Annotated in this window: 11 protein-coding genes; 6 read left to right on the top strand and 5 right to left on the bottom strand. The window is 41.3% G+C overall.

What is annotated here, in order from left to right; translation table 11 throughout:
• Positions 1 to 41: 41 nt before the first annotated feature.
• Complete coding sequence (locus LEP1GSC192_RS07670) at positions 42 to 791, bottom strand: glucose 1-dehydrogenase (protein WP_020769233.1); 750 nt, start codon at positions 789 to 791, stop codon at positions 42 to 44.
• A gap of 51 nt (positions 792 to 842) precedes the next feature.
• Positions 843 to 1,271: a MarR family winged helix-turn-helix transcriptional regulator gene (locus LEP1GSC192_RS07665; protein WP_020769366.1), complete on the bottom strand. Its 429-nt coding sequence runs from the start codon at positions 1,269 to 1,271 to the stop codon at positions 843 to 845.
• A 206-nt stretch (positions 1,272 to 1,477) separates the two neighbouring features.
• On the opposite strand from LEP1GSC192_RS07665, the gene LEP1GSC192_RS07660 reads away from it, so the two are divergent.
• Positions 1,478 to 1,975 carry a hypothetical protein gene (locus tag LEP1GSC192_RS07660; RefSeq protein WP_020769173.1) on the top strand — a complete coding sequence of 166 codons (498 nt, stop codon included), beginning with the start codon at positions 1,478 to 1,480 and terminating at the stop codon, positions 1,973 to 1,975.
• On the opposite strand, the gene LEP1GSC192_RS07655 is transcribed toward LEP1GSC192_RS07660, so the two are convergent.
• Complete coding sequence (locus LEP1GSC192_RS07655) at positions 1,965 to 2,756, bottom strand: hypothetical protein (protein ID WP_020769043.1); 792 nt, start codon at positions 2,754 to 2,756, stop codon at positions 1,965 to 1,967. The genes LEP1GSC192_RS07660 and LEP1GSC192_RS07655 overlap by 11 nt on opposite strands.
• 530 nt (positions 2,757 to 3,286) lie before the next feature.
• Here LEP1GSC192_RS07655 and LEP1GSC192_RS19255 point away from each other — a divergent pair.
• The 5 genes from LEP1GSC192_RS19255 to LEP1GSC192_RS07630 all read left to right on the top strand — a co-directional run bounded on the left by LEP1GSC192_RS19255 (position 3,287) and on the right by LEP1GSC192_RS07630 (position 10,805).
• Positions 3,287 to 6,166, top strand: coding sequence for a choice-of-anchor D domain-containing protein (locus LEP1GSC192_RS19255; protein WP_052005210.1), 2,880 nt, complete (start codon positions 3,287 to 3,289; stop codon positions 6,164 to 6,166).
• 15 nt (positions 6,167 to 6,181) lie between these two features.
• Positions 6,182 to 6,724, top strand: a complete 543-nt coding sequence (locus tag LEP1GSC192_RS07645; RefSeq protein ID WP_020769058.1) for a hypothetical protein — start codon at positions 6,182 to 6,184, stop codon at positions 6,722 to 6,724.
• 366 nt (positions 6,725 to 7,090) lie between these two features.
• Positions 7,091 to 8,521, top strand: a complete 1,431-nt coding sequence (locus LEP1GSC192_RS07640; protein WP_232420983.1) for a choice-of-anchor D domain-containing protein — start codon at positions 7,091 to 7,093, stop codon at positions 8,519 to 8,521.
• Positions 8,522 to 8,530: 9 nt separating this feature from the next.
• On the top strand, positions 8,531 to 10,459 hold the full coding sequence (locus LEP1GSC192_RS07635) for a S8 family serine peptidase (RefSeq protein ID WP_020769239.1): 1,929 nt from the start codon (positions 8,531 to 8,533) through the stop codon (positions 10,457 to 10,459).
• Entirely contained in the window at positions 10,449 to 10,805 is a 357-nt protein-coding gene (locus LEP1GSC192_RS07630) for a hypothetical protein (protein ID WP_020769309.1), read from the top strand. The genes LEP1GSC192_RS07635 and LEP1GSC192_RS07630 overlap by 11 nt, the downstream gene beginning before the upstream one ends.
• Before the next feature lie 40 nt (positions 10,806 to 10,845).
• Here the strand turns inward: LEP1GSC192_RS07630 and LEP1GSC192_RS07625 are convergent, their stop codons facing one another.
• Positions 10,846 to 11,877: an alpha/beta hydrolase gene (locus LEP1GSC192_RS07625; protein WP_020769123.1), complete on the bottom strand. Its 1,032-nt coding sequence runs from the start codon at positions 11,875 to 11,877 to the stop codon at positions 10,846 to 10,848.
• Positions 11,858 to 13,291 (bottom strand): NAD(P)/FAD-dependent oxidoreductase, encoded by a 1,434-nt coding sequence (locus LEP1GSC192_RS07620; protein ID WP_020769277.1) that lies wholly within the window; start codon positions 13,289 to 13,291, stop codon positions 11,858 to 11,860. Before LEP1GSC192_RS07620 ends, LEP1GSC192_RS07625 begins: the two co-directional genes overlap by 20 nt.
• Between the last annotated feature and the right edge of the window lie 78 nt (positions 13,292 to 13,369).

The raw sequence follows: 13,369 nt of genomic DNA, 5'->3' as shown, positions 1-13,369 counted from the left end.
TTTTCTAACCTGTTCGTAAAACTGCCAAATGAGCAAACGGTCTAAAATCCGATCAACATACCTCCGTCTACTCGGAGAGTTGCTCCGGTAATCCAATCCGCTTCTTCGGAAGCTAGGAAAGCGACTGCAGAGCCGACCGCTTCTTCCGGATTTCTTTTGATTTTTAAAGGAATGGAATCCAAGATAGAATTTCTAATTTTTTCCGGAACATGCTCGGCAAATCGATTGTTGATAAAACCGGAAGCCACACAGTTCACGGTTATATTTCTGGAAGCGAGTTCCCTTGCGGCGGATTTTGTGAGAGCAAATAGTCCTGCTTTTGCCGAAGAATAGTTTGCCTGACCTGCGTTACCGTAAAATCCTGAAACAGAACCAATATTTACGATCCTACCTGATTCATTCTTTAGCATAAACTTTGCCGCCGTTTGGATTCCGAAGAAGGCGGCTTTCAAATTTACGGAATGTACTTTCTCCCATTTTTCCTCGGACATTCTCAAGAGTAGATCGTCTTGGACGACTCCGGCATTATTGATCCAAATATCCAAGGCTCCGGTTTTCTCGATTGCAAATTCCGCCAATTCCTTGTTTTGATTTTTGGAAGTCACATCACAGGTTTTCCAGAAGACTCTCTCCGGATTAATCCTCGCCAATTCATCCGCAGTTTGCTCACAATTTGAATCTTCTAGATCGGAAAGAATAACTTTGGAACCTCTTTCCAAAAACATTTTTGCGATTACTTTTCCTATCCCTCTAGCCGATCCGGTGATGACAGCAGTTTTTCCCTCTAACATATCCTTCTCCTATTTATTTCGATGTCGAAATATTAATGCAAAAAATTCCCGTTAAGGATCGAAACTCGAATGGATTTTACTTAAAATCCGCATGAATTCCTCTTTTTCTCCCGGCTCTAGATTTTGACTCAGCTTTGTGAGTGTCGCTTTGGAAGCTCTTTGCACTTTTTCTAGTGTTTGTTTTCCCTTTTCCGTTAATTCTGCCGAAGTTACTCTTTCGTCCTCGTACGGTTTGGATCTTTTTATATAGTCGTAATCCTCCATTTTGTCCAAAAGAGCCGTCACTGTGGAATTGGTTCTATCTAATAACTTTGCCAACTCGCTCATCGTAAGTGGGCCTTCTTTTCCCAAAACAAAAAGTACTCCGCCATGGGCAGGTACCAGATCCTGGATCCCTTGTTTTAGGAATTCTTCGGACAAATGTTTTTGGATCCGGTCTCTGGTCCTGGATAATAAATGAATTACATACTCCGGCTTCATTTATTTAGACATCGAAATAGTTTGAAAGTTTTGTCAAGTCGGAAAATAGAAGGAACTTGTAAAATACCTAATCCGATTTATAGATCATTTGGATTAGAATTTAGTCGCCTATGGACATAAGAAATTTTTTTCCAAATGGATTTTCTTGCGAAATTCCGAAAAAAACCCTGTCCCTCAATGTTAATTATTTTCGTATAATAGAATATATGGGCCTCTCTTTCAGACATTTCGTTTATTCCCTACTGTTCGTGCTTTCGTTTATACTGAGTTCGAATTGTGAGGGAGATCTGTATGAGATCCAGGACCCTTCTTTAGGAATGGAGAAAGGTGCTGTATATTATGTAGAGACCCATAAGTTAGCTGATACTCAAAATTTGAGAATTTTCGCTGAACCTTCCGATCATAACGTATATGCCCATTTTAATTTAAAAATTTCTCCCGAACGTTTTCTGAAACAAGGTTGGAAGGAGAGTAACCAAGTAGATGAAAGTTTTTGGAAAGAGGAATTAGCTTGGGACATCTTTCATTTCGGATTGGAAGCGCCACTAGAACTAGCGGATGCTAAAGTTTATATCAGAGAAGATCTGCCGGGAAATTTTTCTGGTAATATAGAGGTACTTGTTCTAACCGGAAACGAAGGTTATTTGGTTAGCAGACAATTCAATTCGGATTCTAAATCTTACTTAACTAATTTTAGTTTTTAGGTTTTTCCTGAGAACCTGCCGGTTCCCTAAAATTGATCTCAAATATATCGTAATGTGATTCCCTAACCCCAGTTACAAAGGCCACTGAAACTCCCAAATAGTATTTGCCTGTATATTTCATTGCTTTCCAGGCGAATTCCGCCATTTCTTCGGAAGTTATGGAGAACGGATGAATTCTGCCCTTTGACTCATCCATATAAAGACCTTCGTACGTTCCGACAATAGTTCCTTTGTATTCTAGACTTAGGATCCTTCCCATAACGGAGAAGTTTCTTTTTCCACCGGTCTTACGAGTTACCATCTTATCGATCGGATGAGAAGTATCATGTGCCTGGACCCAAACAGTAATTCTTCCGCTTGGATCTTTTACGGGGGTTGTATGAGGTATTATATTTTCCTGATATTGCGCGCTTATTATTTCGATGCTGCTTGAAAGAGAAATCGGCTGGATCCTGTGAATATTGAATTGGACGACTATTGTCTGGTTCAGATTTTTCATCAGAAAGTTTACTACATCCGCATTTTCCGGGCGGACACTGATATTTGCCTTTCTGCGCATAGGCATAAAACATTCGTCCCTAGCTTCGTCACATTCTTCGGCAGGATCGTAGGTAAGTACTTCTATCACACCCTCATAGGACTCGTAGACGATGCCTCGACTCTCGAATTGGATCAATTTTGCGACAGTCCAGCCTTCCGAATAAGTTCCCAAGGCAAAAACGGGGGATTGGAAGAATAAAACCGAAATATAGAGGAAGACGGAATATTTTCTAAGGGTCATAAATCTCTATTGGACGAGGTTTTTTGGTTCTTACTACCTATCGGTATATACAGGATTTCAAGGTACAAGTATTTTTACTTTATAAGGCAATCCAAAGCAAAATATCGAAATTTTTTCTTTCCAAAATTATCACAATCCCGTTTCAAAACCCCTTTATTTTTCTTTTTCAGGGAGAAGGGACCCTCGTATCGCGGTGGGTTTTCCAGTAGCCCGAATAGCTAAAGATAGATGATCTTTTTAATGATTCTTATTCTCTCGTCAACGTTAGCCGACATATAAAATTTTTTTATCCTATTTGGGGTATCTGATTTTGATGAAAATCATCCAAAGTGCAAATAACTTTCCGTATACTAAGTGGAATTTAAAAAAAAATTCCACTAACGCGGATTAATTATACAAATTCGATAATTTTTTTGGAACTTTTGTCTGAGTTGTATACAGTTTTTACTAACGTAGGAAGAAGGCATTTTAACCCCGTCGGGGTTTTGGTGCTATTTAATTTGGAAATAGAGAGGTCGAAAAGTTCCGATATGAAACGGTTTACGACATTTTTTCTCAAGAGTATTCTAACTCTTGTTATTCTTTTCTCCTTTGTAAATTGTCCGAAGGGTGGAGGAAAGGGGCCTTTGTTTTTGCCGCCTGGCGAAACTGTAGAACCTCCAAATCCTGATCCTACTATTCGGGTTTACAGAGGAAGTGGTACGGTAACGTCCGTATCTGACGGTTCCACCGAAAATTTAGGAAGTGTAAAAATTACGGAAAGTAGTACTGCCCGTGTTTTTACGATCCAAAATAACGGTGAGTTAACTTTAAATCTGACTAATACTCCGATCGTTGCGAAAACGGGGGCAGAAGCAGCGCAATTCACGATAGATCAATCAGGTACTGATAATGTTTTAGATCCTGGGGAAACTACCGAGTTCACTGTGACTTTTTCTCCATCTTCGCCAACCGGAACGAAATCGGCTCAATTGCAAATAGCATCTAACGATCCGAATACTCCTACTTTTATTTTGAATCTTAGCGGAACTGCAAACCCTGCACCTGCTCCGGATATCCAAGTAAGAAGGGGATCCACTACTCTTACCAGTGGGTCGAGCGTTCATACTTTTACAAGTGTCCAAGAGAATACGAGCGGAACAGCGGTTTCTTTTACGATCAACAATTTAGGGGATGCTGCTTTAAATTTAAGTACGATCACTCTAACTGGAACAAATGCTGACCAGTATAGTTTGGATACTACGGGTACTAACAGTTCCGTTGCCGTTTCCGGCTCCACAACATTTTCCGTTACATTCTCACCGACCTCTACCGGGACTAAAACTGCTACGATTACTATCCCAAGTGATGATGCAGGTACTCCGAATTTTACGTTCGGTCTTTCCGGAACCGGAACTCCAACTCCTGTTCCAGAAATTAACGTACAAAGAGTCACTGGTTCCGTAAACATCGCGGATGGAAGCGGTACTTTCGATTTCGGAAGCCAAGTAGAGAATGTTGCGGGTTCTGCGGTCCAATTTAGGATCCAGAATTTAGGAACTGCTTCTTTAAGCTTATCCGGAACTCCAATCGTGGAGATTACCGGAACCAATTCCGATCAATTCGAAGTGACTGTTCAACCAAGCACTGCTAGTGTTGCTACTTCTTCGAATACAACCTTCTCCGTTCGATTTGTTCCTACTTCCACAGGTGCAAAAACGGCGTCTATTTCGATCGCAAACAATGATTCGGATGAAAATCCTTATAACTTCACGATCACTGGAACCGGAACTCCAACGCCTGTTCCCGAGATTAATTTGAAGCAAGGTTCGACAAATATTGCAAGCTCCGGAACATATTCGGGCATCGCGGATACCAGGATCGGAACTACTAGTGCGACTACAACGTTTACTGTTGAGAACACTGGAACGGCAACCTTGAACTTGAGCGGAACCCCGCGAGTGGTTGTTGGGGGAACAGACGCATCAATGTTTAGCGTTTCTTCTCAGCCTTCGGCAACTGTTGCAGCGAGTGGAACTTCTACTTTCACGGTTACCTTCTCTCCAACTTCTACGGGAACGAAGAGTGCGACTTTGACGATTGCAAATAACGATTCGGATGAGAGCAGTTACGTAATCAATCTTTCTGCGATCGGAAATGAGCCGACTGCTCCTTGTTTCGATATCAGTACCGGAACAAAATCGACAAATGATGCGACCTTCGGAAGTATTTTTGAAAGTTCGAATATTTCCTTAACGACCGGAACCGCCTTCCCGACGGCTCTTTTCTATGCCGACCAAGCGAGTGCAGGATCGAGCAGCTTGATGTACGCATATTATTATGCGACTTCTGCGGAAACTACCGGTTTCTATGGCAGGGACGGAATCGGAACGACTGCGATTTCCGGAATGTGGCCTTACGGCAGGAATACTTCCGAATTCTTGTATAAGGATTTTGGAACAGGCTCGTTGACATTCTCACCGAGCACCAGCGCTACAGCATTAGTGGCTTTGGATTCTTTCACAAGCTTTGTTACTGCGAATGCGAGTTTCCGAGTGGTTCGTAGTTGTAGTCCATCCTTGTTGGAAGAAAGGTCTTTCACCTCCACTACCGGAACTACAAGCTCCAGCGGACTCTCCAAAGAATGGACGTACCGTAAGAAAATGAAGGTAAATCTGATCTTCGTTCAGGGAACCTACCCGACTTATACAGTCGCTGGAGTCCAGGAAGCTGTTGATAGGATGACTAATATCTATGGTCAAAACTCAGTGAAGATAGACCTTCAATTTTCCGCTACGTCCATTAGTGCAGCTGAATTCCAAGATATAACGGATCTAAGCGACGATACGGGAACGGTAGCCAGTTCCCTTACTAAGTTGTATGTTACGAATCCAGGAAGTGCACAGGCGGCGGATAGTTTAAATATCTACATTACAGCGAGCGAAAGCGAAGTAGGTGGTGTATTAGGAATAGCATCCGGAATCCCAGGTTTGCCGGGAGTCGTCGGAACTAAAAAGGCAGGTATGATTGTCTTCTTAGAACCTCATAGAACATCCGGGACTGCAGGAACTGCACTTAGTGCCGCAGACTTAACGTTCATGGGAGACACTATGGCTCATGAAGCGGGTCACTTCCTTGGATTGTTCCATACGAATGAGAGAGGTGGATTTGACAGCACTCTTGTTTCTTCCGTAAGCAATTGGCCGTTCGGGATATACAATAAGGATGCTATGTCCGATACTCCATTCTGTAATAAGTCAAACGATGCAAATACTGACGGAATGGTATCCATAAGTGAATGCAGCGGTACCGGCTTCACCAATTCCGGAGCATCAAATCTAATGTTCTGGGCAGGTGACGGAGTAACTTCTCAAACACAACTTACCGGCGAACAAGGTTGGTTATTAAGACTCAACCCGCTGGCTTATTAACAGAGGAAAAAAGAGATGAAGTTAAAATCATTCTTAATGATCGGATTGGTAGCCTTCGGGCTGCCAATCTCCATTGCAGCGCAAAATTTGGATTCTAATGTATATTCTAAAATAAAGGAATCTTTAGTTTTGACTAGGCATTCGACTAGCTCAGATCTGAAAGCAAGCATCGATCGTATATCGAACAATCCGGTTCCATATCTGATCGCTATCTCTCAGGAAGCAGGAGTTAGAATATACGTAAAAGAAAAAGCCATCTATCTTTTGAAAGATTATCAAACGGAAGATTCGGCTAACTTCTTAAGAAGTCGGATAGAGCAAGAAAGTCTACATCCTTCGCTGCGTAAATTTGCGGTGAAAGGTTACACAGATGGATTTTATTCGACCGATCCGTTGAAGGTGGAGACATTTTTGAAAAAATTCCAATCGGATACGAAGATCGGAAATACTGTCCTTAAGTCTTTGAAAAAAGTAAGGTTCGAAAATTTCAGAAAAACTAGTCAGCCAACGGAAGCAGATCTAGAAAATTTACGAAAGAATAAACCGATCAAAAAATAAAGTTCACTTCTTATGAAAAACAAAAAGGGTCGCCTGTGCGGCCCTTTTTGTTTTCTCAAAGATAATTTTCCGCTTATAAGTTCCTATTTTTGATCGTTTTTTGGCATTATTCTGCCAATTCTTCCTGATTTTAAGAACGTATTTTTCTGGACGTACCTTTCTAAACATTCGGCAATAGAAATGGGAGAATCATAGTCTCCATTTGTTAGTAAAGTCATATCTTATATTGGGTTTCCCTTGTAGGAATTCCAACATAACAATAATAGGGAATCGAGATTGAGCTCAGGTTATCATCGTTTTATTTCTATCTTCTGTGTTTTGGCAGGTACCCTTCCCCAATGGAATTGCGGAGGGGGCGGTGGTGGAATGAAAATATTTCCCATTTTCCCTTCTTCTTCGGGAATCAAAGGTTTGCACGTTTCCGATTCGGAAGGTAAAAGATATTCTTCCGGTTCCACATTTTCATTAGGTTCCGTTTTAGTTAGTTCATCATCTTCTAATATTTTGGTGATAGAGAATGACGGTAACTTTACCGTTACTCTGACCGGAAATCCGGATTCGGTATCCAAAAGTGGAATTCATTCTTCTCAATATGTGATCGATTCCCAACCATCAAGTACAAGTTTAGCGGAAGGGGATTCTAGTTCTTTTCAAGTCAGTTTTCAGCCAAGCTCTGCAGGTGTAAAATCGGCATATTTGATCATCAATTCGGACGATCCTAATATTGGTACTTATATTCTTTATTTGAAAGGGACAGGAACAGACGCCCCTGCTCCTGGGATCCAGGTCTCGGAAGGTAGTTTTAATTTTATTCCGAATGCTCAGACCAATTTTTATGCTCCTTCCGGAGGAACTTCTTCCAAAACGATTACGGTTAAAAACAGCGGAGAGCAAGATTTAGTAATTTCTAATATTTCTCTGAGCGGAACGGATGCAAGCTCGTTCGACGAGAACGGTTCTCCAATTACGATCTCTCCTAAAAAAACGTATACATTTACGATCTCTTTTAATCCGTTTTCCGTTTCTACATTTTCCGCCTCGGTCTCGATCGACAGCAATGATCCGAATATTCCGAGTTATGTTCTTGGACTTTCCGGAGTAGGAACTTCCGGAAATGTTCCTCAGATATCGGTTACTTATTCGGATAATAATAGTATCTCCAGAGATATCACTAGTAGTACAGGATTCTCTTATTCTTTTGGAAGTGTTTTCCCTGGCGTAATATCTTCCAGTAAAACGATTGCGATCCGTAATTTAGGAAGTTCTAATATAGATTTTCCGCCTACTCCTGTAGTTTTAAGTGGATCAGATCCGGGGGAATTTACGGTAACTCAACCTTCTGTTACGAGTCTTGCGCCGAATGCCTCTAGCACTTTCGTAATTAAGTTCAGTCCCACTAGTGTAGGTTCCAAATCGGCTACAGTTACTTTGAATACGAATAATGGAAAAGGTGGGAATGCTTCCAGTTCCGTTCTGAACGTTTCAGGGGCGGGTGGAAGAAGGGACATTATCGTAACTTGGGCGCATTCTAAAGAACAGGCAGTTCATATGGCCTCAGGGGCATACAGAGTTTGTTATAAAAAAGGTTCCGATTTTAGCGGGGAAGGAGATTCCGGGGTAACCTGTGATGCAGATGTTATGTATGCAGGAGATCCTTACACTGCGAATTATAAAACGATCACGGTGAGTTCCGCTGGGACTTGGTATATTAGAGTAAAGTCTTTTTCTCAATTTAATGCAACGGGTTCCGTATTCTCTAAGCCGATCCAGGCAAAAGTAAGTTCTCCAGGATACTAAAGAAATATTATGAAGAATAAATTTAGATTATTCGCTCTTATTTTTTCGATCTTCTCTATCGGCTATCTTTTCGCTGAAAAGGAGACTTATGTAGCTCCGAATTGGAGCAAACTTTTGGATCCTGTAGGCAATACAGATAATAAAAAATATTATAAAAAGGATTCGAAAAGAAAATTCAAGTCTTCGGAAATTTTAGTGAAGTTCAAGGACAATGCAGGTGACTCCGTTAAATCTTATGCAGTCGGTTCCTTTAATGGAAAAGTTTTGAACAATCTAGATGAGACTGGAATTTCACAAGTAGAGTTGAGAGAAGGACAATCCGTGGAAGAGGCATTAGCCGAGTATTCTTCTCATCCCGATGTGGAATTTGTTCAGCCTAACTATATATATCATGCAAGTACGTCTCCAAACGATCCGATATACGGTCAATTGTGGGGAATGAATAATACAGGGCAGGTTATTGCTACTGCTTCTTACTCGGGTCCTCCTACAAATAATCCAGGTACCAGCGGCGACGATATGAGAATGGAGAGTGCATGGGATGTGAATACGGATTGTTCTAATACTATTGTCGCAATTCTCGATTCGGGAGTGAATTATAATCACACGGATCTAAACGAAAATATGTGGGGCTCAGCTTCTTGTGTTTCGGATAAAGGTGTTTCTTTAGGTTCTTGTTCGAACGGATGGGATTATGCGGATAACGATTCGAATCCTATGGATTTAAACGGTCATGGAACTCACGTGGCAGGTACGATCGGCGCCAAAGGAAACAATGGGACCGGAGTTGCAGGAGTTTGTTGGACTGCGAAAATTATGGCGGTTCGAGTTTTGGATCAGTTAGGCTCCGGAGACACTGCTACAATTATCAAGGGGATCAACTTTGCGGTACGGAATGGAGCTAAGGTCCTAAATTTGAGTTTGGGCGGTCCGGATTATGATTCTGCCATGCGTTCTGCAATTGCAAATGCAGGCAGAAAATATGACGCGTTATTCGTGGTTGCCGCAGGAAATGAAGATAACGACCTCAAATCCGACAATTCCTATCCTTGCGAGTATGATGAAGCGAATATTCTTTGTGTGGCTGCTTTAGACCAAAAGTTCCAGTTAGCAAGTTTTTCCAATTATGATTCTTCCAAGAAGAGAGTGGATATAGGCGCTCCAGGTACGAATATTCGCAGTACCTGGGCAGGTGCAGAGGCTACTTCTTCTTTAGCGTTTGCTAGTTGGACAAAATCGAATTATCAAGGAACAGATTGGAACTCGACAAATTGTCCTCCGACAGTACTTTATCTATCTACTAGTTGTGCTACCGCAATCCTAGGCACTTCTAATTCCGGGTATACATCAAATACATACGCTTTGACTTTTGCTCCGATCACAATTCTTTCGGGCGCAGATGCGGTTACCGCGAGAATGAATTTATTTTTGGATACGGAGGCTGGATTTGATGGCATCAATATGTACACGTCCGTTTCCGGTAACGAGTTCGATATATTCAATTCGGTTAATAGAGTAGGAAGCCTTTCAGGGGAAACGAACGGAAAATTGATTTCAAATTTCGAGGTTGCGGCCCCGAATTGTGTAGGTTCATCGAATTGTTCTTTCGGCTATGAATTCATTTCGGACTCTTCTATCAATCGGGCCGGTGTTGCCATAACGGCATTTAATCTGATAACTTTAGATATTGATAATATAAACCAATATAATACGATCAACGGAACCTCGATGGCTACTCCTCATGTGGCCGGAATTGCAGCTCTGTTGAGATCCTTTAATCCTAAATTTACTTATTCGGATACGATAAAAGCTATAATCTCAGGCGGTACAAGTACCAGTTCTTTACAAAACATTACTAAGTATGGTAAGGCCGCGAATGGGGACGGAGCGATTCGGAATTTGGAAGCGCCGATGGATTTGAGCATAGATGTTCCTTAGATCTTTGTTAAAGACGATTTCGATCTTTCTTTTTATATCGTTTGGCGCTCTTTCTATATTTTCGCAGGGATTTCCGAAGAACCTTCCTTCTGAAAAAGGAAAATATGTGAAGCCTGGGCGGATCGTTCCAAACGAATATATTTTCAAACTAACTTCCGGAACTATCTCGGAGAGGATTAAGGAACTAGCTCCTAATGCTACGGTCCTGAATATAGAAACAATCATGGAAGACGTGTATAAGGTAACGTATAAGTCCGATCCCGGCATTGGTATTCTAAAAGCGGCGGCTTCCAAATCCGGCTTCGTCGAATCGGTTCAACATAATTTAGTCTATAAATCCTTTTAGAAATCGTTTCAGTAAGATACTTTATAAAAATAATATACAGTTATTTTTCGGAAAATCCTGCGTGTATCCATTTTGCGATTTGGTCGAGTGCATTTTTGGCTTCAGGGATACTTCTTCCTAAATTAAAAAACCCGTGAATCAAAGTTTCATAAGTTTTGATCTCCAATTTTACTTTTGCTTTTTGAAGAAGGTCCGCATATGCGAGTCCCTCGTCCTGTAGTGGATCAAATCCTGCGATCAACATATACGTTTTAGGTGTATGAGAAAAATTCGTTTGTTGGAAAGGTGTGACTCTTGGATCCTTCCAATCTTTAGAATTAGGCACGCTATGATATTTGAAATAACGAAGTAGATCTCTAGTAAGAGCGTATCCGTTTGCAAATTCTTCCACACTTTTTCTTTCTTGGATTAGGTCAATCCAGGGATAGATAAGTATTTGGAATTGAGGAAGAGTCAGTTTTTCTTTTTTAGCTCGAGTTGAAATGGAGATCGCTAAATTTCCACCTGCAGAATCCCCGCCTACTGCGATCCTTTTTGGATCAATTCCCAGTGACTTTCCATTTTCCCTTACCCATTTATAAGCGGAATACGCATCTTCCCAAGAAGAAGGATACATATATTCGGGACCTAATCTGTAATCGACTGCAAGTATCGCCCTTCCGGAAGTTTTTGCTAAGTATCTCAGAGGCGGATCGTGAGATTCCAGATCTCCAATCACAAATCCACCCCCGTGAAAATACAATAAACATGGTTCCAGGTCCTTAGATATATTAGAAGAATATAACCTAACCTTAATCCTAGGTCCTGTTCCTGGGATGGAAAAATTTTCGATCCTGGGAAGGTCTACCTTTTCCAAATCAAAAAAACCCATTATATTTTTGAAAAGTTTTCTCGCCTTAAGCGGTGGAAGATCTTCCGGTTTCGGCTTTATTTTAGCTAAAATTAATGCGGTTCGGACCTTGGGATCCAAAGTCCTTCCCCTTTTGATATCTTTTCCAAAGACACTGAGTATTGAATTCGGAAGAGAAAGTAAGGCTCTGGCCGCTAAAGTCTCAAACTTTTGCCAGAGCACTTTTTTTCCTTGGTTCCGATTTTCCGTTTGAGTTTTGTTTACCGGATTGTTTATACTTTGCTTTGGATGGAACAGGTAATGTTCGCAAACTTTTAGAGGCTCTCTTTTTACCGGCTTTCAATTCTTTTTGCATATAATACAGAAAGTCCTCATAATCTACCTGCATCGTATGTCTTGCAGAAGTTACGTATCTTTTTTTCATTTTCTTTTCGTAATCTTGGATCTGCTTTTCCATTTCTTGGACCGTAGGCAGGCTGTAATTTCCGGTCAGATATTCTGCCAGCCATTTTCCTTGGAACTCCGCAAGAGGCATGATCGCTCCTAAAGGCTGATACAATCCTACAAAAAATATGTTATTCAAATCCGGTTTGAAAGTTCTGTGAAACAAAGGAAGATGATTTTCAGGAGCGGAGATAAATTCAGGTTTGAAGAATGGGAACTTAACGTTATATCCGGTACAATAGATGATCGCATCGATCTCTTCCTCCGAACCGTCGGCAAACTTTACTTTGTTTCCATTATATTCTTGGATCACAGGTTTGTATTTGATATCCCCTCTTCCGAGCCTTACTAAAATATCCTGTGAGATCGTAGGGTGGGCTTCACCCGGCTTGTGGTCCGGTTTAGGAAGTCCGAAATCTTCCATCTTTCCAACGCCGATCTTTAGCATTGTCCCGAATAGAAATTGTTTTAACCAAAAAGGTGTTCCGGGTGGAAGTAACTCTGTTTGTTTATCCAAAGGTTTTCCGAAAAGATAATTCGGGATTACCCAAGCCCCCCTTCTGGAACTTAAGAAAACTTTTTTCGCGACTCCCGGACGGCTTAACTCGACGGAAATATCCATTGCACTATTTCCCATACCTAGGACTACAACTCTTTTACCTACCAATTGGATGGGATGATCGGGGTCCACATAGTCGTGAGAATGTATTATCTTTCCGTTAAATTTACCTGGAAAGTCGGGCTCCGGCCAACGCGGAGACCAATGATGTCCGTTCGCGACGATCACTGCGTCGTAAAATATTTTTTCTCCCTTCTCGCTAGTCACTAAATACGTTCCGTCGTCTTGGGGTTCAACTTTCGCAACGCCGTTCTTGAATTTGATATGCTTACGAAGACCAAAGTGCTCCACATAATCTAAGAAATATTTTTGGATCGGTTCATGGTTCGGATAATCCGCATACCAATCGGGCATAGGATAATCTCTGTATTCCATTCTATCCCGATGAGTATTAATGTGTAATGATTTATAAATATTGCTGAGACCGTTGTCGTTTTTAAATCTCCAGTTACCTCCTACGTCGCTTCCTCTTTCGTAACAGTCGTAGGGTATTCCTTTGTCTTGCAATGATTTACAAACGGTGATTCCACTAGAGCCTGCGCCAATAACGCAGACTTTCGGCAACTCTTGCATATCGTTCTCCGATTTTTTATTAGAGTAATAAAACGAATTAGTAGTAGAAGTTTTTCGAACGCTTAGTCAAGCCCGAAA

Origin of the sequence: Leptospira sp. B5-022 (genome assembly GCF_000347035.1) — a bacterium.
GTDB classification, from domain to species: domain Bacteria; phylum Spirochaetota; class Leptospiria; order Leptospirales; family Leptospiraceae; genus Leptospira_B; species Leptospira_B cinconiae.
This window is presented reverse-complemented; position numbering and strand designations above follow the sequence as displayed.